The following is a 19,762-nucleotide window of genomic DNA, read 5'->3' on the forward strand; positions in this document are numbered from 1 at the left end:
CAGCATATGGCAGAGCGAGGTTATCCCCTCGCCTGCCACCTCGGCAGAACTTACTCGGCAGCCATGCGGGCTTCGATGTAAGCCAGTGCACGGTCGATACGAGCAAGTACACGCTCTTTGCCGACCAGTGCCATCACGGCGTCGATGGCAGGGGATTGACCCAGACCAGTGACGGCCACACGCAGCGGCATACCAACCTTGCCCATGCCCTGACCCAGCTCGGCGGCGGTCGCTTCTATCAGCTCGTGCAGCGCTTCGGTGGTCCAGCTATCCAGTGCAGCCAGCTTGGTCTTGGCCAGAGCCAGCGGCTCGGCAGCAACGCCACGCAGGTGCTTCTTGGCTGCCGCTTCGTCGATCGCCTCAAAATCTTCGAACAGATAGCGGCTCTGGGCGGCCATCTCGACCAGGGTGTTGCAGCGCTCGGCCAGCAGGGTGACCACGTCGGCCAGCGCCGGGCCATTGCTTGTGTCGATCTTCTGGTTTTCCATGTGCCATGCCAGATGCTTGGCAACATAAGCCGGATCCAGGCTGCGCATGTAGTGGTTGTTCAGCCACAGCAGCTTGTCGGTGTTGAAGGCAGAGGCGGACTTGGAGATGGCATCCAGGCTGAACAGCTTGATCATCTCTTCCAGGCTGAAGATCTCCTGATCGCCGTGGGACCAACCCAGACGTACCAGATAATTCAGCAGCGCTTCCGGCAGGTAGCCGTCGTCGCGGTACTGCATCACGGAGACAGCACCGTGGCGCTTGGAGAGCTTGGCGCCGTCGTCACCCAGGATCATGGAGACGTGGGCAAACTCCGGCACCGGCGCGTTCAGCGCCTTGTAGATGTTGATCTGGCGCGGGGTGTTGTTGATGTGGTCTTCACCACGCACCACGTGGGTGATCTCCATATCCCAGTCATCGACTACAACACAGAAGTTGTAGGTCGGCGCGCCGTCGGTACGGCGAATGATCAGATCGTCCAGCTCGGTGTTGGCGAACTCGATGCGGCCACGGACATGGTCATCGAACACCACAGAACCTTCGGTCGGGTTGCGGAAGCGGATGACGTGCGGCGCATCGGCCGGGTGATCGTGGGCGTGGTCGCGGCACTTGCCGTCATAACGGGGCTTCTCGCCGTTGGCCATCTGGCCTTCGCGCAGTGCTTCCAGACGCTCTTTGGAGCAGAAGCACTTGTAGGCGCGGCCATCGGCCAGCATCTCGTCGATCAAACCGTTGTAGCGATCGAAGCGCTTGGTCTGGTAGTAGGGGCCCTCATCCCAGTTCAGCTCCAGCCATTCCATGCCCTCAATGATGGCGTCGATCGCCTCCTGAGTGGAACGTTCCAGGTCGGTATCCTCAATACGCAGCACGAACTCACCGCCCTGGTTCTTTGCAAACAACCAGGAATAGAGTGCGGTACGGGCACCGCCGACATGCAAAAAGCCGGTCGGGCTGGGAGCAAAACGGGTTTTGACTTTCATCTTTAAGCCTTGTGTAGAGGGCCTTGGGCCAATTCGTTAAAAAAACCGTCGCATTTTAGCACCGACAATCACGGATGGGAAAACCATGAAGCCATTGCGGGCTAAAGTAGGGGATTAAATTTACTGGCGGGGCGCTTGCCGCCTGATATTTGAAGGGGATCGCAAAACAGAAGTTCTATTTCCTATTTGCTACAACCACTGTCGGCTTCGGTCGATATCCAAATAACACCGCTACTAAAAAGGAAGAGACGATGCAGTTCCGTTCTATCCAGAATCGCATTCTAGTGATGGCCGGGATCGCCATGACCACCGCCTTGGTCATCCTGATCCTGCTCAACCAATACTCGGGTCAGCAGACTCAACAACTCACCATCAGCTCCAGCCGTGAAGCGCTGCAGCAGGAGGCCTGGCAGAAGGTCAGCGCCAATGCCCGCGCCGAGGCGGCCACCATCACCCAACTGCTACAAAAGGCATTGGCATATGACCAACAACTTGCAGGAGTGGTTCAACTGGCCATTTCCAAGGAGCTACCACTGACGCGCCCCAACGTTGTTGCACTAATGAAAAAAACGTTGACCACAGATCCTCAGATATATGGCGTCTTGGCGGGATTTGAGCCCAACGCACTGGACGAGCAAGATAGTAATTATGTCGGCCAGAAGGAGCTGGGCAGTGACAGTAATGGCCGGTTTGTTCCCTATTACTACCGTGACGGGGGTTCTATAGGCACAGACCTGCTTTACTCCATTACCAAAACAGATACCGACAGCTTCGGTAACCCAGCCAACGACTATTACAGTTGCCCCCAACAGCATAAAAGTGCATGCCTTATCGATCCCTATGTATTTGATGTAAATGGCAAGCAAGTCATGCTGAGTACCATCTCATCCCCACTGTTTATTGACGGAGACTTCAAGGGGATCATCGGCGTCGATCTTGAGGTTACTGCCCTTAACCAGCAGGCCAAGAGCCTCAACAATAACATCTATGATGGCCAAGGGGAGACCCTGATCGTCAGCGCAGCTGGTGTGATTACAGGTACCAGCGGCAATGACAATATGCTGGGCAAGCATGCCAAAGAGTTGTTGGGCAACAACTGGAAACAGTACCTGCAACAGCAGGAGCAACGTGAAGAGCTCAACGACAATCTGCGTATTTCTGTACCAATCTCGGTTCCGGGAATGAGCCGCAACTGGGCCATCATCGTCACCCTGCCCTACAAGGTGGTACTGGCGGGCGCCGATCAACTGGAAAACCAGCTCAATGAGATGAACCGGGCCGCGGTGACCCAGCAATTGGTAGGCGCCGTTATCGTACTGGCGCTGGCGCTGGCCACCATGCTGGTGATTGCCCGCAGCATCACTGGCCCCATCCGTCAGATGGTCAGCCTGGTGGATGACATCGCCGATGGTGAAGGGGATCTCACCAAACGTCTCACAACCCGCTCGGTGGATGAGCTGGGGGATCTCGCCAAGGGGATCAACCGCTTTATCGACAAGCTGCAAGGGCTGCTCGGGGATGTGCTCAAGACTGCCAGCGAGGTGAACCGCTACGCTGGTGACACCGATCGCATCGCCGGTCAGACCGACAACAACCTGCAGCACCATCAGGCGGAGATGGAGCAGATGCTGACCGCGGTACAGGAGATGTCCTACGTCAGTCAGGAGGTCGCCACCCACGCCAACAACACCGCCGACTCGGCCAAACAGGCACAAAGCGCGGCGGATCAGGGCAAGGAGCGCTTCCAGCAGGTGATCCAGTCGATGCACAAGGTCGCGGCAGAAGCCGGTAAAGGGGCTGAAGTGGTCGAAGGGCTGGCTCACGACAGCGCCCAGATCACCAGCATCCTCACCGTCATTCAGGGGATTGCCGATCAGACCAACCTGCTGGCTCTCAACGCTGCCATCGAGGCTGCCCGGGCTGGCGAACAGGGCCGCGGCTTTGCGGTAGTCGCCGACGAGGTGCGCAAACTGGCGGGCAATACCCAGCAGGCGGTGCAGAACACCCAGGAGTTGATCGAGAAGATCCGCCTCAGCTCCACCAATGCAGTCAACGCCATCACCCAGAGCCAGCAGCTGACCCATCAGGCAGTGAGCGAAGCGGATCTGGCGGAAGAGGCGCTCGGCAGCATCTACCAGGCCATCTCCACCATCAACGACATGACCTATCAGATCGCTTCCGCCGCCGAAGAGCAGAGCTCGGTCTCAGAAACCGTCTCCGGCAACCTGTCAAAAACCAACGCACTGGCCAACGACATCGCTCAGGATGCGACCGAAACGGCCAAAGCCAGTCAGGCATTGCGTCAGGCGGCCGACAAATTGCAGCAATTATTGGGTCAATTTCGTCTCAGCTGATAATTTTCCGCCTCAGGACTCTCCCCCTCGGGGGCGAGTCCGTTTACCATAGGCGACGAATTTGCCTGATGGCAGGCAATGTAGTGAGAGGTAAATGCCGTGCCCACCCCGGACCGTCGCCCACGAGGCCATAACAGACGAGCCCAGCAGCGTCGCCAAGACGAATCACAAGGATCCCTGCTCCATCGCATCAATGCCGCGACCCTGTCCCTGCGCCAACGTTTTGGCCAAGGGATGAGCAACCTCGGTCAACGCCGCCAGGATGCCAAAGCAGGCAAATTCAAGCTGTCCAGCCCGCTGCCCCGCAAAAACACCATAGGTCTGCTGATCCTGATCCCGCTCTGGTTGATGGTGCTGGCCTGGGAGCCAGCACCATCCGCTCCCAAAGCAGCCCCTTCCGGCTCGCTGGAAGTGCCGCTGGCAGTACCTGCTCAAGCTCTAACTGTCGGTAATGGCGCGGCAGGCAGTGCCCCCGCGGCAGCTAAACCAGTCGAAGAGAAGGTCAACGGTACCTGGCTGCAACACGATGTGCAGGCGGGTGAGACCCTCTACTCCATCTGGCGTAAATTCGAGTTGCCGGGTGCCGAGCTGAGCCGCCTGATCGCCATCGAGGGGCCGGATCGTCCCCTGACCCGCCTGCAATCGGGCCGCTCTATCTTCATCCTGGTGGACGACACCCGCCGCATCCAGCGGGTGGAGATCCGCTCCTACGGTCAGGCGGTCTACCGCTACGACCGGCAGGGCGAAGGGTTCGCCCTCAAGGAATAACAAAAACGGGAGGCCCTGGCCTCCCGTTTTTTTCAGTCAAATATCTTCAAATAAGCTACTGACTTCACAATATTTTTAGCTTGTTCAAAAAACGAAAGGGGTCAAATTGACAAGGATCGGCGCTAACGTACAATCGTTTGTGCTTTAGACAGGGATTGTTCTACGTGCTACTGGGACAAAGAGACGTGGTCAGTCATGAGCCAACCCCTGCTTGCAAGGCAAATGCAGCCCAGCACGGGCTTAGTTTCATTTTGTTATTGATAGGATTTAGCACATGTCTGACATTCGCACCGGCCAGGTAAAATGGTTCAACGAAACCAAGGGTTTTGGCTTTATTGAACAATCCCAGGGTCCGGACGTATTCGTTCACTTCTCCTCCATCCAGAGCACCGGTTTCAAAACCCTGGCTGAAGGTCAAAAAGTCCAGTTCACTGTGACCCAGGGCAAAAAAGGCCCTCAGGCTGAGAACGTTACTCTGGTCTAAGCCCGCGCCAGTGAATCATGCAGGAGGAGCCAAGGCCCCTCCTCTTTTTTGCCCGCAATTCTTCCTGCCAACCACCTTTCCCTCGTACAACCCGCACAATGAACTCATACCGCCTTCCTGTTTGCAGGAGGTGGCAGAGACACGCTGAGTAAACGCCAGATACGACAAAGCATCGCAGCGCGATGTGAGGGGTAATTCAAAGGGATTATGAAAACTTCGAAGAGAGATTGGAGCGGGAAACGAGACTCGAACTCGCGACCCCGACCTTGGCAAGGTCGTGCTCTACCAACTGAGCTATTCCCGCAACGGAATGTCATTTACAAGTGATTGGAGCGGGAAACGAGACTCGAACTCGCGACCCCGACCTTGGCAAGGTCGTGCTCTACCAACTGAGCTATTCCCGCAACGGAATGTCACTTACAAATGTTTGGAGCGGGAAACGAGACTCGAACTCGCGACCCCGACCTTGGCAAGGTCGTGCTCTACCAACTGAGCTATTCCCGCAACAGAATGTCATCTGCAAGTGATTGGAGCGGGAAACGAGACTCGAACTCGCGACCCCGACCTTGGCAAGGTCGTGCTCTACCAACTGAGCTATTCCCGCATCGGAATATCACTTACAAATTTTTTGGAGCGGGAAACGAGACTCGAACTCGCGACCCCGACCTTGGCAAGGTCGTGCTCTACCAACTGAGCTATTCCCGCAACAATTTGGTTGTCTTGAGGCTGACTGATGATTGGAGCGGGAAACGAGACTCGAACTCGCGACCCCGACCTTGGCAAGGTCGTGCTCTACCAACTGAGCTATTCCCGCATCGGGCTGGTTTGTACCAGTGTCATCATCAGATTTTTGGAGCGGGAAACGAGACTCGAACTCGCGACCCCGACCTTGGCAAGGTCGTGCTCTACCAACTGAGCTATTCCCGCAACTACCTTAAAACAGGCCGTACAGCATTTGGTTGCTTGCGCTACTGTACGGGAGCCGAATTATAAGAGCAGTCATTCCAATTGCAAGGGCTTTTTTGTCTGGTTGCGCGCGTTCGCTCAAAAGCTGGCCGAACTGTCGATTTTAGCAGCCAGAGTATGACAAACCCTTGCCGGGGAATCAGATCTTGAAGACGTGGCTGCGATAGAACTGCAGCTCGGCGATGGATTCGCGGATGTCGTCCAGCGCCTGATGGGTACCGCTCTTCTTGAACTGATCCAGCAGTTCCGGCTGCCAGCGGCGTACCAACTCCTTGATGGTACTGACGTCAACGTTGCGGTAGTGGAAGAAGGCTTCCAGCTCGGCCATGTGCTTGACCATGAAGCGGCGATCCTGACCGATGCTGTTGCCGCACAGCGGGCTGGTGCGCTCCGGCACCCACTGGCGAATGAACTCGAGGGTCTCGGCAATGGCTTTCGCCTCGTCGTGCTGACTCGCCTTGACCCGGGCCACCAGACCGCTCTTGGTATGGGTGTTGACGTTCCAGTCGTCCATCTTGGCCAGCTCTTCATCACTCTGATGAATGGCGATGACCGGCCCTTCGGCCAGTACGTTCAGATCCTTGTCGGTGACGATGGTGGCAATCTCCAGTACCACGTTCTCTTCGGGGTCGAGACCCGTCATCTCCATGTCGATCCATACCAGGTTCTGCGCGCTGACTGTCATGATTGCTCTCTCTATTGGGAGGAATGGCGGAATTTTGCCAATTTGCATGTATCATACTGGCTTTGGATCTGTTCATAAACTGGCGAATCGAGTGGCAAAGAAAGCAAAACTCAATCTGGGTCAACAAAGGCGCGTCCAGGCCAACCGCGAACGGCGGCTGCAAAAAGATCACACCACAGTGGTGGATGACACCCTGTTTGGCCCCGCCATCGAAGGGGTGGTGATCAGTCGTTTTGGTCAGCACGCAGACGTGGAAGCGGTCGATGGCACCATCCACCGCAGCAACCTGCGGCGCAGCAGCATCAGCAGTCTGGTGTGCGGCGACAAGGTGGTGTGGCGTCCCGGCCTTAATGCCGCCATCGCCGGCGTCATCGAGGCGGTGCATCCGCGCCACTCGGTACTGACCCGGCCGGACTTCTACGACGGGGTCAAACCCATCGCCGCCAACATCGACCAGATCATCATCGTCTCGGCGGTGATGCCCGAGTTCTCCACCAACATCGTCGACCGCTATCTGGTGGCCGCTGAGGATGTGGAGATCCGCCCCCTCATCGTGCTGAACAAGGTCGATATGCTGGATGATGTGGCCCGCGCGCGCATCGAGAGCCAGCTCGAAACCTATCGCAAACTCAATTACGAGGTGCTGCTGGTGAGCTGCGAGAGCGGTGAAGGGCTGGATGAGCTGAAAGCCAAGCTCACCGACAAGATCAGCATCTTCGTTGGCCAGTCCGGAGTGGGCAAGTCGTCGCTCACCAACGCCCTGATGCCGGGGCTGGATGTGCTCACCGGCGAGATCTCCGAAAACTCGGGGCTCGGCCAGCACACCACCACCACGGCGCGGCTCTACCACTTCCCGAGCGGCGGCGATCTCATCGACTCCCCCGGGATCCGCGAGTTCGCTCTCTGGCATCTGGAAGCCGACCGCATCACCTGGTGCTTCGTCGAATTCCGCGACTATCTGGGTGGCTGCAAGTTCCGCGACTGTACCCACAAGGACGATCCCGGCTGTGCCCTGCGCGCCGCGGTCGACGCGGGCGCTATCAGCGCCGATCGCTTCCACAACTATCACCGCATCCTGGAAACCATGCAGGAAGCCCGTCACGGTCGCCAGCAAGCGCGCCTGTGACCCTAATAAACCTACGTTGATGATGAACATGAGCATTACTGACAACCTGAAAATTGCCGGTCAATACTGTCTGCCCAAGCACGCCCTCTCCCGTCTGATCGGCAAGTTTGCCGCCGCCGAAGCGGGCAACATCACCACCAAGGTGATCGAGGCTTTTATCAAGCAGTACAAGGTCGACATGAGCGAGGCGATGCACGAAAGCCCGGCCCACTACAAGAGCTTCAACGAGTTCTTCACCCGCGAGCTCAAGCCCGGCATCCGCCCCGTGGTAGAAGATGCCATGACTCTGGCGCTGCCGGTCGATGGTACCGTCAGCCAGCTCGGCCCGATCCAGCAGGGTCGCATCATCCAGGCCAAGGGCCACGACTACAGCGCTCGCGAGCTGCTGGGCGGCTATGAGGATCTGGTGGTGCCGTTCAAGGATGGCGACTTCGCCACCATCTATCTGGCGCCCAAGGATTACCACCGCATCCACATGCCGCTGGACGGCGTGCTGGAGAGCATGGTGTTCGTGCCGGGGGATCTCTTCTCCGTCAACCCGCTCACCGCCGAGAACGTGCCCAACCTGTTTGCCCGCAACGAGCGGGTGGTCGCCACCTTCCGCACTCCGCACGGCCCCATGGCGCTGGTGCTGGTCGGTGCCACTATCGTGGCCAGCATCGAGACCATCTGGGCCGGCAACATTGCGCCGACCAAAGAGAAGAAGGTGGTGCGCTGGGATTACACCGGCGATGAGGCCATTACCCTGCAGAAAGGCGCCGAGATGGGCCTGTTCAAGCTGGGCAGCACCGTGGTCTGCCTGTTTGGCCCGGGCATGCTGGCCGGTTTCGAACCTCACTTGGCCAACGGTGTCACCACCCGCATGGGTCAGCCCTTTGCCAAGCTGGCGGAGCAGGCATGAGCGAGCAACCGAACGCCTCGCAGAAGAACAACCCGCTGCACGGGCTGACGCTGGAAGCCATCGTCACCGCACTGGTCGAGCACTATGGCTGGGAAGAGCTGGGGCAGCAGATCAATATCCGCTGCTTCACCGATAATCCCAGCATCAAGTCCAGCCTGAAGTTCTTGCGCAAGACCCCCTGGGCTCGGGAGAAGGTCGAAAGCCTCTACCTCTACGTCCAGCGCAAGCAAGCCAAATCGAAGAAGGAAGGGCAAGATGGCCTTTAAGATTACGTACACTTATAAAAAACAGGCCAAAGAGATCGGCTACGCGAACGACAAGTTCCGCAGCATCTACGATGCCATCGCAGCTGCCGAAGGGCTGGATCTCACCAGTTTTCACGCCATGGAGGCCCAGCTGGCTCAGGTTTGTCGCCGCGACAAGAAAAGCGTGAAGGATTACCAGGAGAACTACTTCAAAGAGTTGGGATTCTCCAACATCGTCATCGAACGGGATCTTCAGGAGTAACCATGCGCACCTTGACTCTGATGGCTGCCTCTCTGCTACTGGCGGCATGCAGTACACCGGAACAACATCTGGTTGGCAGCGATCGCGACAGCCACGGCTGTATCGGCAGTGCGGGCTATCAGTGGTCAGCACTGACTGGCAAATGTGTGCGCCTGTTTGAAGAGGGTATCCGGCTCAATCCAACCGATGCCAGCCAGACCAGCAGCGCCTTCGTGATGTTCAATGCCGACCAGACGCAGGCCGAATTGCATCTGCCAAGCGGCGAGCAGCACCTGCTGACCCGTCAAGGTGCGGAGGGTAACTGGTCGTGGCAGGGCAGCGGCTACACCCTCTTTATCTGGAAGGGTTATGTGCTCAAGCACGGTGACAAGGCGCTCTATCACGGGGAATAACCCCGAGGAATAGCGCACGGCGTGGTATCGGCACGATACCCGCGAAAAAAATGCCGACCCAAGGGGTCGGCATTTTTGTTTTTGCAACAGCCTGTTATCAGGCACGGCTGAGGTAATCGGCCTGCCCTACCCACTTGTAGCTGGTGAGCTCGGTGAGCCCCATGGGGCCACGGGCATGCAGCATCTGGGTCGAGACCGCCACTTCGGCGCCCAGACCAAACTGGCCACCATCAGTGAAACGGGTGGAGGCGTTGACATAGACCGCCGCCGAACCGGCCCCGTTGACGAAACGCTCGGCGTTGGCCAGATCGTTGGTCAGGATGGCATCGGAGTGACCGGCGTTGTGCTCGCGCATATGGGCCAGTGCCTCGTTCACATCCGCCACCAACTTGACCCCCAGGGTCAGCCCGAGCCACTCGGTATCGAAATCCTCCGGCCCCGCCTCGCACAGGTTGTCGGCGCCCGCCAGCAGCGTCATGGCGTTGGACGCAGCCACCAGCGTCACCCTGCGCTCGTTCATCAGCGTCACCAGCTGCGGCAGGAAGGTGGCAGCCACCTTCTCGTGCACCAGCAGGGTATCGAGGGCATTGCAGGCGGAGGGGCGTTGCACCTTGGCGTTGTCGATAACCGCCAGAGAGCGCACCAGATCGGCGCTCTCGTCGACGAAGATGTGGCTGATGCCGAAACCGCCGATGATGACCGGAATCGAGCTGTTCTCCTTGCACATCTTGTGCAAGCCGGCACCACCGCGGGGAATGATCATGTCCACATAGCGGTCGAGGCGCAGCAACTCGCCGACCAGCGCCCGATCCGGGTTGTCGATGTACTGCACCGCCGCCTCGGGCAGACCGGAGGCCGCCAAGGCATGCTGGATCACCCGCACCAGCTCCAGATTGGAGTGGAAGGTCTCGCGCCCGCCACGGAGTATGCTGGCGTTGCCGGTCTTGAGGCAGAGGCTGGCGATGTCGATGGTGACGTTGGGGCGCGCCTCGTAGATGACGCCGATAACCCCGATGGGCACCCGACGACGGGAGAGCCGCAGGCCATTTTCCAGCACCCGGCTATCCATTTCAGCACCGACCGGATCGTCCAGCGTGATCACCTTGCGCACATCCGCCACAATCCCGGCCAGCCGGGCCGGATTGAGCAGCAGGCGATCCAGCATGGCTTCTGACAAGCCTGCCTCACGACCGGCGGCAATATCTTTCGCGTTGGCTACGAGGATCTGCTCACAGCGCGCCTCAAGCTCGTCAGCGATGGCGGCCAGCGCCCGGTTCTTCTGCGCCGTGCTGATGGTAGCCAGCTGATAGGCGGCTTCTCGGGCCGCCTGCCCCATTTTCTCCAGACTCATCTCATTTCCCTTTGTTCATGCCATGCCGCCCTGATTAGAGCAGCACCATGTCGTCTCGATGGATGGCCACAGAGCCGTAGCCATAGCCCAATACCTGTTCAATCTGATCAGAGTGGACGCCGCGCAGCTTCTCCAGCTCCAGATGGTCGTAACGGCAGATGCCACGGGCCAGCTCGGCGCCCTTGGGATCAAGAATGCGCACCACATCGCCCCGAATAAAGTCGCCCTTGACGGCGACAATCCCCTTGGGCAGCAGGCTGGAGCCTTTATCCTTCATGGCGGCGACAGCCCCCTGATCCACATGCACTTCGCCGTGAGGGGGCGGGCCTGCCAGGATCCAGCTCTTGCGCCCTTCCAGCGGGGAGGCCAGCGCCGGGAACAGGGTGCCAATACGCTCGCCCTTGGCAAGACGGCCGATCACCTCCGGCATCTGGCCGGTCGCGATCACCACGTTGACACCAGCTCGACGGGCCACATCGGCGGCCTGCAGTTTGGTGGCCATGCCGCCGGTGCCGAGGCCGCTGACACTGTCACCCGCCAGCGAGCGCAAGGTATCGTCGATGGTCTGCACCTCTTCAATCAACTGGGCATCGGGATTGGTGCGCGGATCGGCAGTAAAGAGCCCCTTCTGGTCGGTCAGCAGGATCAGCAGATCCGCATCCGCCAGAATGGCGGCCCGCGCGGAGAGGTTGTCGTTGTCGCCGACCTTGATCTCGGCAGTCGCCACCGCATCGTTTTCGTTGATCACCGGAATAATGCGGTGATCGAGCAGGGTGCGCATGGTGTCGCGGGCGTTAAGGTAGCGCTCCCGATCTTCCAGATCGGCGCGGGTCAGCAGCATCTGGCCGATATGCAGACCGTAGAGGTTGAACAGATCCTGCCATACCCGAATCAGCTGGGTCTGACCAACCGCCGCCAGCATCTGCTTGTTGGGCAGGGTTGGCGCCAGTGGCGGGTGACCCAGATGTTCACGCCCGGCGGCGATAGCCCCTGATGTGACGACCACGACCCTGTGGCCGTGACGGTGCAAGGCCGCACACTGTCTGACCAGCTCGACCATATGGGCACGATTGAGCTGGGAAGACCCCCCTGTGAGCACGCTGGTGCCCAACTTGACGACTATGGTTCTGTTTTCCATGGGAGCATAAAGGCTAAAAAGTAAGGAATATCTTTATACCCACGGCCATGGTGCCCTGCAAGGCAATTAACGCCGGGGTGAGGAGATGAAGCAAATGCCCGGATGATTGCGGTCGGAAGGGGAGATGGCTGACTGATGGCCCGGCAAACAGCGGGATGCTGCTCGCCGGGCATCAGGGATCAAGCAGCGGTCACGGTCAACTCATTGGTGACCTGATCAGCTGGCGCTAACTGGCACTCCAGTGCCGTCAGTTTGTCGCTGATGAGCTTGTAGAAACGGTTGAGGGTCCGTTCCACTTCTACCTGGTGCTTCTTGGGGATCGGCTTGTCCAGCCACTCGCCATCAGCATTGTAGAAACCGAGCTGATAGTGGTAACGGAAATGGTGATCGTCCTGCTCCAGCACCAGCCACCAGCCCCAGAACTCCCGTTTGTCCGGCGCCGGCTTGGCGCTGACACAGACCGACAGGCAGTCGAAACGATAACGCCCCTCTTCGCAGAGATCTTCGCGCAAATAGGGGCCAATGGCAGCAAACTGCCTCAGCAGTCGCTTGTAGGTCACTCTTTCAGACATGTTAACCTCCCTGTTAAACAAGCCGCGCCACCTCGGGATGGCGTCAGTTCTTTAGCGCAATGTCAGGTACACAAATGCTGTTTCAGCCACTCGACGATTTCGTCCAGCGCCTTGTCATACACCTCCAGCAAAGGCTGTTTGTCGAATACGATGGCCTTGCCGTTACGACTGGCCGCCGCCAATGCCCGTACATCCTGCTCGGGACAAATAAAATCTCGCTTGTGTCCAATACTCAATATCGGCACTGAGGTGCGAGTCCCCAGTAATCCTTGTGTTTTAAGTGAAAATACCTGGCACTTGGTACGCATGCCGTCCCACTGCGCCGCATCAGCCCCCAACCGGTTGGCCAGACTATCCCGCATCATGCGCGGGCACTTGGCAAACAGCTCCTGATTGGTAAACACCTGATTGACCCCGGCGCCGACACAGACCACGGTGCGCAGCTTGAACGGTTCAATAAAGGCCAGTCTGGCTGCGATATTGCCCGCCAGACGCATCCCCACCATGGCGATACGCTGATGATCGACCCAGGCCACTTCGGAGAGATAATGGAGCACCGCCTGATGAAGGCGGCTGGTATCCTGCACCAGCGGCCAATGCTCGGCATAGCCGACCCCGGGCATATCGAGGGAGAGCATGCCAATACCGTTGGGCTCGAGCCGTTTGAGATAGAAGTTGAGGAAATCGAGCTGCAGGGAGTCGATCCCGCCGCTGATAATCACCAGCGGCACCGGTTTTTCGGTCGTCGGCAGGTGGAGATAACCCTGAATATGCTTGCCGCGAAAAGGCACCTGGATCTCTTTGAGCGGCACCTTGAACAGGCGACCCGCCTCGCGATAGGCCATGTTACCGAGCAGCTGGGCCTGATCCGCCAGCTCGTCATCCTTGAGATGGGGATAGCTGGCGATGGAGTAGTAGCGCACCGCCTTGAGCAGCTGTTTCAAGGCGCCAGAAGGATCACCCTTCTCGCGCAGTTCGCGGCCCTGCTTGAAATAGTTGCCAGCCACCTGGCTCCACTCGTAGATCCAGTTGCCGGGCACATAGCCCTTGATGGTATCGAGATAGCAATCGTGGGTGCGCTCGCCGGTCGCCATGGCGATGCGGGCCAGGGTCTGCTCCACTTCGATGGGGTCTGCCCCCTGCCAAGTCCAGGAGGGGCGACGCAGCAGGCGATACCAGCTCTTTGACATGGAGCCATCGATAAACATCTCGTCTGACTCGGCTTGCGCCAGATCAGCCGCACTGGAGTTGGAGATCTCGGATGTTTCCAATACCTTCTTGACGCGGGTAAAGAGCTGTTCGGTCAGGTTTAGGTCTTCGTTCAAGTCCAAGATAGTGTCCCATTCATATCAGGCAATAGCTCATCTTAACCACTTTTACTGCCCATCAGCCACCCTGCAACAGATTGATACACAAAAAAACAGGGCTCCAAATTGGAGCCCTGTGAAACCATTATTGCCGGTTGCGACCAATGGACGCAGCGAGCGTCACATCCCGATCCTGTTACTTTTCGTCGCAGATCGGTGTGGCGAACTCCAGAGCCATATCCCATGGCTGTTCGATCCAGGTATCCTGCGGGATCGCCACTTCGAAATCGTCCAGCAGCGCTTCGCCCATCGGCTTGGCGAAGATCGCGATGAACTTGGCTTTCGGGTAGAGCTCGCGGATCGCCTTGGCGGTGGTGCCGGTGTCCACCAGATCTTCCACCACCAGCCAGCCTTCCCCGTCACCGGCGGTGGTGGCAGCCTTCACGACCACCAGCTCGCGCTGGCTGTCATGGTCATAGCTGGAGATGCAGAGGGTTTCCACATTACGAATGCCAAGTTCACGGGCCATCAGGGCTGCGGGCACCAGACCACCACGGCTGACCGCGATGATACCTTTCCACTGGCTGACAGGCAGCTGACGACGGGCCAGACGGCGAGCTTCACGTTGCAGGTTGTCCCACGACACATAGAACTTTTTCGGCATGTTATCGATCTCGAATAGTTATTTAAAAACAATCACTTAAAATAACAACATCCGCAATTATCCCTGCGGATGCCAGTAAATGGTGGCCCTTGCCCGACTGAATTCAGATTGCACTTCGGCTGCCTCAGGGCTAAGCCTCGGCAGCAAATCTGATAACAATGGAAGCAAGATGGGCTTATCCGGCGATCGGTTAGATGATGTGTCCAAACCGCGGACAGGCTGTTGGGCCGATATGATAGCACCGTTTGCAGAGAAAATGCCTGGCAAACGTATGCCAAAAACAGGAAAAATCGGCATCACCCTCTCCATTCGGCACATCTCGAGCGCCAAACGACTAACCTGCCGTCCCTGCTGCCGAGCCCAAATGGGCTGTGCGGCAAATCGCAGATAAAAAAATAGCAGGGGGAGGATTTACCTCACGCACCTGCTGCTTTCTCGCCTCTGCCTGGTTGGGCAGCTCGTCTTAACGACGAGTGACGAAGGGGTTAGGGTAGCTGAAACCCTGGGTATACAAAGAAGGGGCAAACCAATAGGTTGAGTTGCTGCCTGGCATATTGAAACTCCTGATTGCTTAACAAGTTACGTACCTTTAATGCGGGCTCAAATCCTTGAACGAACACTCGGTTCCATGGAGGCGCACTTGCTTTGCTTCGGTTCCCTGGAGGCTTTCATCGTCATCCTGACGGGTGGCGAACCACTGGAGCTAATTTACCAGTCGGTGCGTTAAATTCAATATTTTTGTGAGATTGGTCACACATTTTCTTTTCTATCGGTCAGCGTCGTCCGAACCTGACGATCGTACGGCCTGGTTGCCATCAGCCAGCACAAGCTGCCTGCGATTTGCGCTGATTGCTCACATTTTTGTGTGATTGACTGTATTATCGTTATCCTCTTCCCCGGCCCGCTGATGGGGCCCTGTTAATTCCGTGCTGGTAAGGAGTCCCGACGTGGCACAGCTTAGCTCTCTCTCTCCCAAACTGATTTGGCATTTCTTCGAACAGATCTGCTCCATCCCCCACCCTTCCAAACATGAAGCCAAACTGAGCGCCTGGATCATCCAATGGGCTCAAGGGGAAGGTCTGGCGGTCAAGCAGGACAAGGTCGGCAACATCATCATCAAGAAACCGGCCACCCCGGGGATGGAAAATCGCAAAGCCGTGGTACTGCAGGCCCATATCGACATGGTGCCGCAGGCCAACGCCGACACCAAACACGACTTCGCGACCGATCCCATCGATGCCTATGTCGATGGCGAGTGGGTCACTGCCCGTGGCACCACTCTGGGTGCCGACAACGGCATCGGCATGGCCGGTTGTCTGGCTGTGCTGGCTGACAAGACCATCAAGCACGGCCCGCTGGAAGTGCTGCTGACCACCGACGAAGAGACCGGCATGACCGGCGCATTCGGTCTGGAAGCGGGCTGGCTGGAGGGCGAAATTCTGCTCAACACCGACTCTGAAGAGGATGGCGAGGTCTATATGGGCTGCGCTGGCGGTGTGGATGCCAATATCCGCTTCCCGCTCGAGCTGGTTGATGCCAGCGAAGACGAAGCGTTCGAACTGGCCGTCAAAGGACTGCGCGGCGGTCACTCCGGTTGCGATATCCATCGCGGCCGTGGCAACGCCAACAAGCTGCTGGTTCGCCTGCTCAAAGCAGCAGAGCCGCTGAGTGTTCGTCTGGCCGAGATCCACGGCGGCACGCTGCGCAACGCCATCCCGCGCGAAGCTCGTGCCACCCTGCTGGTACCCGCTGCCAGCGTAAACGAGTTCAAGGCGCTGGTTGACCGCTACACCGGGATCTACCAGACCGAACTGGCCGCCACCGAGCCGAACCTGACCGTGCTGGTCAACAACGCCGCCAAACCGGCCAAGCTGATGAGCGCCTCCCTGCAGCAGCGCCTGCTGGATGCCCTGATGGCCTGCCCGAACGGCGTGATGCGCATGAGCGATGCCATGCCCGGCGTGACCGAAACCTCGACCAACCTGGGGGTCATCAAGACTCAGGATGGCGAAGTGTACGTCCAGTGCCTGATCCGTTCCCTGATCGACTCCGGCCGCGAGAGCATCGAGCAGATGACCCGCTCCCTGTTCACCTTGGCAGGCGCCAGCTGCGAATTCACCGGTGCCTACCCGGGTTGGGCGCCGAACGTGGACTCCCCCGTCATGGCGCTCGTACGCAACAGCTACCAGACCCTGTTCGGCACCATGCCCAACGTGATGGTGATCCACGCCGGCCTCGAGTGCGGTCTGTTCAAGAGCGCCTATCCGGAGTGGGACATGGTCTCCTTCGGCCCGACCATCCGCGGGGCCCACTCCCCTGACGAGAAGGTACATATCCCGGCGGTCGAGCGTTTCTGGCAACTGCTGGTGCACGTGCTGGAAGCGATTCCGGCCAAATAACCAGGCCTGCGCCACACAGTAAAACAAAGCCCCGCACTGCTGCGGGGCTTTTTATTGTCTGTTCCAACCTGACGTTGGCGCTTACCGGATGCCGCGGGCCTCGCGGATCCACTCCCAGGCTTGCTGGATCTCCTGGGTCTTCTCCTTGGCCATCTCCATCATCTCCGGCGGCAGCCCTTTGGCGGCCAGCTTGTCCGGGTGATGCTTGCTCATCTCCTTGCGGTAGGCGCGCTTGATATCCTGATCGCTGTCGCTCTCGCTCACTCCCAGCAACTGGTAGGCATTCTTGAGGCGATCCGCAGAGGGTGCCGCCTGCCGATACTGCTGGCCACCGGAATGGCCCCCCTGATACTGGCCATGGGCCTGATTGAAGAAGTTCATCTGCGCTTCGGCCATCGCCAGAATGCGGGCCAACTCGATGCGACTGAACCCCAGCTCGTCGGCAATGGTGTGCAGAATGGCGCGCTCGCCCTCCTCCACCCGCCCGTCGGCAAAGGCCGCCTGCAGTTGTACCTCGAGGAAGAAGCGCAGAATGTCGCGCTGCCCCAGACTGGCACGGCGGAACTCGGCCAGGGTCTCGCGCAGCGGGAAGTCGGCCTCTTTACCGAGACGAAACGACTCCTGTGCCCGGGCACGCTGATCCCCCACCAATCGCATCCGATCCATCAGGTTGGAGGCAACCCGGATCTCCTGCTCGGTCACCTGACCGCTGGACTTGGCGATATGACCCATCACCGAGAAGGTGGCGTGGAAGAAGACGGCTTGCTGCTCCTGACTCGGGCCGCGACGAAATGCCCCTTGCAGCCCCATGCCACGGTCGAAACGGTGGCCAATCCAGAGGCCAATCAGGGCGCCGATGATATTGCCGAGCAGAAAACCGAAGAAGGCGCCCAGCACCTTACCCCAAATACGCATGGTTCAAGACCTCTTGAAGTTAATGAGTGCGGGTCTGGAGCTGGTCATCCAGCTCGCGCAGTCGATCGACCGTGCCGATATCGCGCCACTCGCCAGCGAGCAGGCTGCCACCTACCCGCCCTTGTGCCATCCAGTCACGGAGCAGGGGCGCCAGCTTGCGGGCGCCGCCCGCGAGACCGGCAAAGGCCGCCGGATCATATAGTCCGACCCCGCTGAAGGTAAACGCTGGCGTATCCACGACTCGCCCTTCTTGCAGGGCAAAGTCCCCGTTCGGGTGCTGGGGCGGATTGGGCACCAGCCAAAGGTGGGCCAAATCATCGCCAAGGGGCTGACTGACCAGAGTGTGATAATCGAGATCGAGCCAGGTATCGCCGTTGATGACCAGAAAAGGGTCTGCCCCCAGTAGTGGCAGCGCCTGCACGATGCCGCCTGCGGTCTCCAGCGCGCTCTCCTCGGCTGACCAGTGGATGGTCACGCCAAGCGCACGGCCATCACCAAGGCTCTCGACCAGCTTGTGACCGAGCCAGGCGTGGTTGATGACCAACTCGGTCACGCCAGCGGCTTTGAGTTTTTCGATGTGATGAACGATGAGCGGCTTGCCCCCCACCGCCAGCAGCGGCTTGGGCAGCAGGTCAGTCAGCGGGCGCATCCGCTCGCCACGGCCAGCGGCCAGGATCATCGCCTTCATGGCTTTACCCCTGCATTGGCGATCCCCGGCAACACCACCTGCTCCAGCCACTGACCAAAACGGGCCAATACAGGATAGGCACTACCATGAGTGCGACAGACATCCACCACGTAGCCAAGAGTGCGGGGAATATCTTTGAGATAGCCGGACTTGCCGTCGCGATGATAGAGCCGGGTGAAGATTCCGGCCGCTTTGAGGTGTCGCTGCATGCCGGTCAGGTCGGCATCACGACGGAAACTGGCATAATCTAGCTCGCCAAGCAGACCCGCCTGTTGCAGGGTGGCAAAGCCGTGGCGCATCCCTTCATTGATCACCTCGTCCGGCCAGCGTACGTAGCAATCTTTAAGCAAGGAGACCAGATCATAGGTGAGCGGCCCGATGACCATATCCTGAAAATCGATGATGGCCAGCCGGCTGCTATCGGGGGTATCACCGCCACACACCATCAGGTTGCGACTGTGAAAATCTCTATGCATCACCCCCTGCGGCTGGGCCAGATTGCAGGCGGTGAGGCAGGCAAAGGTCTCGTCCAGCAACTGCTGCTCTTCATGGCTCAGGGTCAGCTGCAGATGCTGGCCCAGCAGCCACTCGGGGAAAATGCTGTTTTCCCGCGCCATAAATGCCGCATCGAAGGGTTCAAGCGCCAGTGCAACCGCCCCCAGGCGGGGCAGCAAATCAATCGCCTTGCCATACCAGGCCAGCACGTTGTGCTCGTTCAGGCAGCTGATCAGCTGGGTATCGCCCAGATCACTGACCGCCAGCAGCCCCTGTTCATAGTCCACCGCCTTCACCTCTGGCGCCAACAGCTGACGCGCCAGCAAGGCGGCCGCGTTACGAACAAATTCATGATTTTTTTCGGTTTTCGGATTGGCATCCACCCACACCAGACCACCACCGCGATAGTAGCGGCGGAAGCTGGCATCACCGGAAATGAGGGTAAGCGTGAGAGTGGCATCACCGGAAATACGGCGTGCCCACTGCAATAGCAGGGAATCGCGATCGTGCATAAGTAGAGGACCAAGGTGGAAAGCAGCACTTGGCTGTTAGCCCTGGCCGCAATAATGCTTTATCATTGCCGG

General features: G+C 58.7%; 19 protein-coding genes and 7 tRNA genes. 9 read left to right on the plus strand and 17 right to left on the minus strand.

What is annotated here, in order from left to right:
* Nucleotides 1-50: 50 nt before the first annotated feature.
* Nucleotides 51-1,466, minus strand: a complete 1,416-nt coding sequence (gene gltX, locus VF684_RS01190; RefSeq protein WP_139440544.1) for a glutamate--tRNA ligase — start codon at nucleotides 1,464-1,466, stop codon at nucleotides 51-53.
* A 251-nt stretch (nucleotides 1,467-1,717) separates the two neighbouring features.
* Here gltX and VF684_RS01195 point away from each other — a divergent pair, with 251 nt between their 5' ends.
* The 3 genes from VF684_RS01195 to VF684_RS01205 all read left to right on the plus strand — a co-directional run bounded on the left by VF684_RS01195 (nucleotide 1,718) and on the right by VF684_RS01205 (nucleotide 5,072).
* Nucleotides 1,718-3,820: a methyl-accepting chemotaxis protein gene (locus tag VF684_RS01195; protein ID WP_107682573.1), complete on the plus strand. Its 2,103-nt coding sequence runs from the start codon at nucleotides 1,718-1,720 to the stop codon at nucleotides 3,818-3,820.
* A gap of 99 nt (nucleotides 3,821-3,919) precedes the next feature.
* On the plus strand, nucleotides 3,920-4,588 hold the full coding sequence (locus VF684_RS01200; protein WP_139440543.1) for a LysM-like peptidoglycan-binding domain-containing protein: 669 nt from the start codon (nucleotides 3,920-3,922) through the stop codon (nucleotides 4,586-4,588).
* Nucleotides 4,589-4,862: 274 nt separating this feature from the next.
* On the plus strand, nucleotides 4,863-5,072 hold the full coding sequence (locus tag VF684_RS01205) for a cold-shock protein (protein ID WP_005338972.1): 210 nt from the start codon (nucleotides 4,863-4,865) through the stop codon (nucleotides 5,070-5,072).
* A gap of 228 nt (nucleotides 5,073-5,300) precedes the next feature.
* On the opposite strand, the gene VF684_RS01210 is transcribed toward VF684_RS01205, so the two are convergent.
* The 8 genes from VF684_RS01210 to orn all read right to left on the minus strand — a co-directional run bounded on the left by VF684_RS01210 (nucleotide 5,301) and on the right by orn (nucleotide 6,723).
* Nucleotides 5,301-5,376, minus strand: a tRNA-Gly gene (locus VF684_RS01210).
* A gap of 24 nt (nucleotides 5,377-5,400) precedes the next feature.
* A tRNA-Gly gene (locus VF684_RS01215) sits at nucleotides 5,401-5,476 on the minus strand.
* A gap of 24 nt (nucleotides 5,477-5,500) precedes the next feature.
* A tRNA-Gly gene (locus tag VF684_RS01220) sits at nucleotides 5,501-5,576 on the minus strand.
* 24 nt (nucleotides 5,577-5,600) lie between these two features.
* A tRNA-Gly gene (locus tag VF684_RS01225) sits at nucleotides 5,601-5,676 on the minus strand.
* Between the two features lie 25 nt (nucleotides 5,677-5,701).
* Nucleotides 5,702-5,777: transfer RNA gene (locus VF684_RS01230), tRNA-Gly, on the minus strand.
* A 33-nt stretch (nucleotides 5,778-5,810) separates the two neighbouring features.
* Nucleotides 5,811-5,886 (minus strand) — tRNA-Gly (locus VF684_RS01235).
* A 37-nt stretch (nucleotides 5,887-5,923) separates the two neighbouring features.
* Nucleotides 5,924-5,999 (minus strand) — tRNA-Gly (locus VF684_RS01240).
* A gap of 178 nt (nucleotides 6,000-6,177) precedes the next feature.
* Complete coding sequence (orn, locus tag VF684_RS01245; protein ID WP_042080584.1) at nucleotides 6,178-6,723, minus strand: oligoribonuclease; 546 nt, start codon at nucleotides 6,721-6,723, stop codon at nucleotides 6,178-6,180.
* A gap of 91 nt (nucleotides 6,724-6,814) precedes the next feature.
* Here orn and rsgA point away from each other — a divergent pair, with 91 nt between their 5' ends.
* Genes rsgA through VF684_RS01270 form a run of 5 tightly spaced genes read left to right on the plus strand, consistent with a single transcriptional unit; the run spans nucleotide 6,815 to nucleotide 9,649 of the window.
* Nucleotides 6,815-7,849 carry a small ribosomal subunit biogenesis GTPase RsgA gene (rsgA, locus tag VF684_RS01250; protein ID WP_162850465.1) on the plus strand — a complete coding sequence of 345 codons (1,035 nt, stop codon included), beginning with the start codon at nucleotides 6,815-6,817 and terminating at the stop codon, nucleotides 7,847-7,849.
* A 28-nt stretch (nucleotides 7,850-7,877) separates the two neighbouring features.
* Entirely contained in the window at nucleotides 7,878-8,750 is an 873-nt protein-coding gene (gene asd, locus VF684_RS01255) for an archaetidylserine decarboxylase (protein WP_376898974.1), read from the plus strand.
* On the plus strand, nucleotides 8,747-9,016 hold the full coding sequence (locus VF684_RS01260) for a VF530 family DNA-binding protein (RefSeq protein WP_005349372.1): 270 nt from the start codon (nucleotides 8,747-8,749) through the stop codon (nucleotides 9,014-9,016). Before asd ends, VF684_RS01260 begins: the two co-directional genes overlap by 4 nt.
* On the plus strand, nucleotides 9,006-9,257 hold the full coding sequence (locus tag VF684_RS01265) for a DUF2960 domain-containing protein (protein WP_005338984.1): 252 nt from the start codon (nucleotides 9,006-9,008) through the stop codon (nucleotides 9,255-9,257). The genes VF684_RS01260 and VF684_RS01265 overlap by 11 nt, the downstream gene beginning before the upstream one ends.
* A gap of 2 nt (nucleotides 9,258-9,259) precedes the next feature.
* The gene (locus VF684_RS01270; RefSeq protein ID WP_376898976.1) at nucleotides 9,260-9,649 is read left to right on the plus strand and encodes a hypothetical protein; all 390 of its coding nucleotides are present in this window, start codon (nucleotides 9,260-9,262) and stop codon (nucleotides 9,647-9,649) included.
* A 97-nt stretch (nucleotides 9,650-9,746) separates the two neighbouring features.
* On the opposite strand, the gene VF684_RS01275 is transcribed toward VF684_RS01270, so the two are convergent.
* The 5 genes from VF684_RS01275 to gpt all read right to left on the minus strand — a co-directional run bounded on the left by VF684_RS01275 (nucleotide 9,747) and on the right by gpt (nucleotide 14,681).
* Nucleotides 9,747-11,000: a glutamate-5-semialdehyde dehydrogenase gene (locus tag VF684_RS01275; protein ID WP_376898978.1), complete on the minus strand. Its 1,254-nt coding sequence runs from the start codon at nucleotides 10,998-11,000 to the stop codon at nucleotides 9,747-9,749.
* Nucleotides 11,001-11,034: 34 nt separating this feature from the next.
* A complete protein-coding gene (gene proB / locus VF684_RS01280; RefSeq protein WP_042080580.1) occupies nucleotides 11,035-12,138 on the minus strand; it encodes a glutamate 5-kinase in 1,104 nt (367 codons plus the stop codon).
* Between the two features lie 179 nt (nucleotides 12,139-12,317).
* The gene (gene crl, locus VF684_RS01285) at nucleotides 12,318-12,710 is read right to left on the minus strand and encodes a sigma factor-binding protein Crl (protein ID WP_005339003.1); all 393 of its coding nucleotides are present in this window, start codon (nucleotides 12,708-12,710) and stop codon (nucleotides 12,318-12,320) included.
* Nucleotides 12,711-12,772: 62 nt separating this feature from the next.
* Complete coding sequence (frsA, locus tag VF684_RS01290; RefSeq protein WP_005349360.1) at nucleotides 12,773-14,041, minus strand: esterase FrsA; 1,269 nt, start codon at nucleotides 14,039-14,041, stop codon at nucleotides 12,773-12,775.
* A gap of 172 nt (nucleotides 14,042-14,213) precedes the next feature.
* Nucleotides 14,214-14,681 carry a xanthine phosphoribosyltransferase gene (gpt, locus tag VF684_RS01295; RefSeq protein WP_005339007.1) on the minus strand — a complete coding sequence of 156 codons (468 nt, stop codon included), beginning with the start codon at nucleotides 14,679-14,681 and terminating at the stop codon, nucleotides 14,214-14,216.
* 947 nt (nucleotides 14,682-15,628) lie between these two features.
* Here gpt and VF684_RS01300 point away from each other — a divergent pair.
* Nucleotides 15,629-17,080: an aminoacyl-histidine dipeptidase gene (locus VF684_RS01300; RefSeq protein ID WP_139440537.1), complete on the plus strand. Its 1,452-nt coding sequence runs from the start codon at nucleotides 15,629-15,631 to the stop codon at nucleotides 17,078-17,080.
* 81 nt (nucleotides 17,081-17,161) lie between these two features.
* Here VF684_RS01300 and djlA read toward each other — a convergent pair whose 3' ends face one another.
* The 3 genes from djlA to VF684_RS01315 are packed head-to-tail and all read right to left on the minus strand — an operon-like array spanning nucleotide 17,162 to nucleotide 19,690.
* Nucleotides 17,162-17,995 carry a co-chaperone DjlA gene (djlA, locus tag VF684_RS01305; RefSeq protein WP_202000030.1) on the minus strand — a complete coding sequence of 278 codons (834 nt, stop codon included), beginning with the start codon at nucleotides 17,993-17,995 and terminating at the stop codon, nucleotides 17,162-17,164.
* A 19-nt stretch (nucleotides 17,996-18,014) separates the two neighbouring features.
* Complete coding sequence (gene murU / locus VF684_RS01310; protein WP_139440535.1) at nucleotides 18,015-18,683, minus strand: N-acetylmuramate alpha-1-phosphate uridylyltransferase MurU; 669 nt, start codon at nucleotides 18,681-18,683, stop codon at nucleotides 18,015-18,017.
* On the minus strand, nucleotides 18,680-19,690 hold the full coding sequence (locus VF684_RS01315; RefSeq protein ID WP_376898981.1) for an aminoglycoside phosphotransferase family protein: 1,011 nt from the start codon (nucleotides 19,688-19,690) through the stop codon (nucleotides 18,680-18,682). The genes murU and VF684_RS01315 overlap by 4 nt, the downstream gene beginning before the upstream one ends.
* Nucleotides 19,691-19,762: the final 72 nt, after the last annotated feature.

Source organism: Aeromonas sp. Lyrl_2 (assembly GCF_051948815.1).
In the GTDB taxonomy this organism is placed as follows: domain Bacteria; phylum Pseudomonadota; class Gammaproteobacteria; order Enterobacterales; family Aeromonadaceae; genus Aeromonas; species Aeromonas veronii.

Excerpts from the sequence above, each read along its gene's own strand:
- asd (WP_376898974.1), top strand. The coding sequence starts at position 7,878 with ATGAGCATTACTGACAACCTGAAAATTGCCGGTCAATACTGTCTGCCC.
- proB (WP_042080580.1), bottom strand. The coding sequence starts at position 12,138 with ATGGAAAACAGAACCATAGTCGTCAAGTTGGGCACCAGCGTGCTCACA.
- gpt (WP_005339007.1), bottom strand. The coding sequence starts at position 14,681 with ATGCCGAAAAAGTTCTATGTGTCGTGGGACAACCTGCAACGTGAAGCT.
- VF684_RS01265 (WP_005338984.1), top strand. The coding sequence starts at position 9,006 with ATGGCCTTTAAGATTACGTACACTTATAAAAAACAGGCCAAAGAGATC.
- murU (WP_139440535.1), bottom strand. The coding sequence starts at position 18,683 with ATGAAGGCGATGATCCTGGCCGCTGGCCGTGGCGAGCGGATGCGCCCG.
- VF684_RS01270 (WP_376898976.1), top strand. The coding sequence starts at position 9,260 with ATGCGCACCTTGACTCTGATGGCTGCCTCTCTGCTACTGGCGGCATGC.
- gltX (WP_139440544.1), bottom strand. The coding sequence starts at position 1,466 with ATGAAAGTCAAAACCCGTTTTGCTCCCAGCCCGACCGGCTTTTTGCAT.
- VF684_RS01275 (WP_376898978.1), bottom strand. The coding sequence starts at position 11,000 with ATGAGTCTGGAGAAAATGGGGCAGGCGGCCCGAGAAGCCGCCTATCAG.
- VF684_RS01205 (WP_005338972.1), top strand. The coding sequence starts at position 4,863 with ATGTCTGACATTCGCACCGGCCAGGTAAAATGGTTCAACGAAACCAAG.
- VF684_RS01315 (WP_376898981.1), bottom strand. The coding sequence starts at position 19,690 with ATGCACGATCGCGATTCCCTGCTATTGCAGTGGGCACGCCGTATTTCC.
- crl (WP_005339003.1), bottom strand. The coding sequence starts at position 12,710 with ATGTCTGAAAGAGTGACCTACAAGCGACTGCTGAGGCAGTTTGCTGCC.
- VF684_RS01260 (WP_005349372.1), top strand. The coding sequence starts at position 8,747 with ATGAGCGAGCAACCGAACGCCTCGCAGAAGAACAACCCGCTGCACGGG.
- djlA (WP_202000030.1), bottom strand. The coding sequence starts at position 17,995 with ATGCGTATTTGGGGTAAGGTGCTGGGCGCCTTCTTCGGTTTTCTGCTC.
- orn (WP_042080584.1), bottom strand. The coding sequence starts at position 6,723 with ATGACAGTCAGCGCGCAGAACCTGGTATGGATCGACATGGAGATGACG.
- VF684_RS01195 (WP_107682573.1), top strand. The coding sequence starts at position 1,718 with ATGCAGTTCCGTTCTATCCAGAATCGCATTCTAGTGATGGCCGGGATC.